The 1846-nt window shown below is 70.0% G+C and carries 1 protein-coding gene; it reads right to left on the bottom strand.

The features are described 5' to 3' along the window. Nucleotides 1–1846 (bottom strand): beta-ketoacyl synthase N-terminal-like domain-containing protein (locus ABZ079_RS36815; protein ID WP_356943794.1); only part of this gene is annotated, 1846 nt, incomplete at both ends.

Raw genomic sequence — 1846 nt, 5'->3', positions numbered from 1 at the left:
GCCCCCGCAACGCCTCAGCCCCACGACCCGACAACACCCACGGCACCGCGACCGGCTCAACAGGAACCGACTGCTCCGACTGCTCAGCCTCAGGAACCTGCTCCAGGATGACGTGCGCGTTCGTGCCACTGATACCGAAGGAGGAGACACCGGCCCGACGCGGACGGCCCGCGGCCTCCGGCCATTCCCGCGCCTCGGTCAGCAGTGCCACCGCGCCCGCCGACCAGTCGACCTCACCCGTCGGCTCGGTGACGTGCAGCGTCCGCGGCAGCACACCGTGCCGCATCGCCTGCACCATCTTGATGACGCCACCGACACCCGCGGCAGCCTGGGCATGCCCGATGTTCGACTTCAGCGACCCCAACCACAACGGCCGCTCACGGTCCTGCCCATAGGTCGCGATCAGCGCCTGCGCCTCGATCGGATCACCCAGCGTCGTACCCGTACCGTGCGCCTCGACGGCGTCCACGTCCGATGCCGAAAGCCGCGCGTTCGCCAGCGCCGCACGGATGACGCGCTGCTGGGAGGGCCCGTTGGGGGCGGTGAGGCCGTTGCTGGCGCCGTCCTGGTTCACAGCAGAACCACGCACCACCGCCAGCACCTTGTGGCCGTTGCGCCGCGCGTCCGACAGCCGCTCCAGCACCAGCATGCCCACACCCTCGGCCCACGACGTGCCGTCAGCGTCGTTGGAGAAAGCCTTCGAGCGCCCGTCGGACGCGAGCCCGCGCTGCCGACTGAACTCCACGAACATCCCGGGCGTCGCCATGACCGTGACGCCACCGGCCAGCGCCAGCCGGCATTCCCCGGTGCGCAGCGCCTGCATGGCCTGGTGCAGCGCGACCAGCGATGACGAGCACGCCGTGTCTACCGTCACCGCGGGGCCCTCAAGACCGAGGACGTACGCCAGCCGTCCGGAGATGACGCTGACCGATTTGCCGGTGAGCAGGTAGCCGTCGAGGCCGTCCGTGGCTTCGTGGAGCAGAGTGCCGTAGTCCTGGGACATGGCACCGGCGAAGACACCCGTCCGGCTGCCCTTGAGGGACAGCGGGTCGATGCCCGCGTGCTCGAACGCCTCCCAGGACGTCTCCAGCAGGAGCCGCTGCTGCGGATCCATCGCGAGCGCCTCACGGGGGGAGATTCCGAAGAACCCGGGGTCGAACTCGGCGGCCTGGTGGAGGAACCCGCCCTCCCGGACGTAGGACGCGCCGGAACGGCCGGGATCGGCGTCGTACAGCGCGTCCAGGTCCCAGCCCCGGTCCACCGGAAATGCGGAGATCGCATCACTCCCGGTATGAACCAGCTCCCACAGCTCCGCCGGCGAGGTGACACCGCCGGGGAAGCGGCAGCCCATTCCGACGATCGCGATCGGCTCGTCAGGCTCCCCGGACGTTTCCACCGCATCGTCGGCCAGTGGCTCCGCGCCCAGCACCTCGGCGTCCAGGTGTCGCATGAGGGCGGCAGGCGTCGGATAGTCGAAGATCAGCGAGGAGGGCAGCCGCAGCCCCGTCGCCGCGTTCAGCTGGTTCCGCAGCTCCACGCCGGTCAGGGAGTCGAAGCCCAGTTCCTTGAACGTGTGCTCAGGATCGACCGCCGCCGCAGAGCCGTACTCCAGTACGGTCGCGACCTGCGAACGGACCAGGTGCTCCAGCGCCTGACGTCGCTCGTCGTCAGCGGCGGCGGCGAGACGCTCGCGCCAGGACACCTCAGCGGTGTGTTCGGGCTCCGCGCCGTTCGGCCGTGCGGTCTCACCAAGCCAGTAGCGCTGGCGTTGGAAGGCGTAGGTGGGCAGGTCGACACGGCTGGCGCCGGTACCGGTGAAGGCCTGCGACCAGTCCACCGCAACACC

Origin of the sequence: Streptomyces sp. NPDC006314 (genome assembly GCF_040613075.1) — a bacterium.
Classification (GTDB): Bacteria; Actinomycetota; Actinomycetes; order Streptomycetales; family Streptomycetaceae; genus Streptomyces.
Note: the sequence above shows the minus strand (reverse complement) of the source record. Positions and strands in the feature narration are given on the sequence as shown.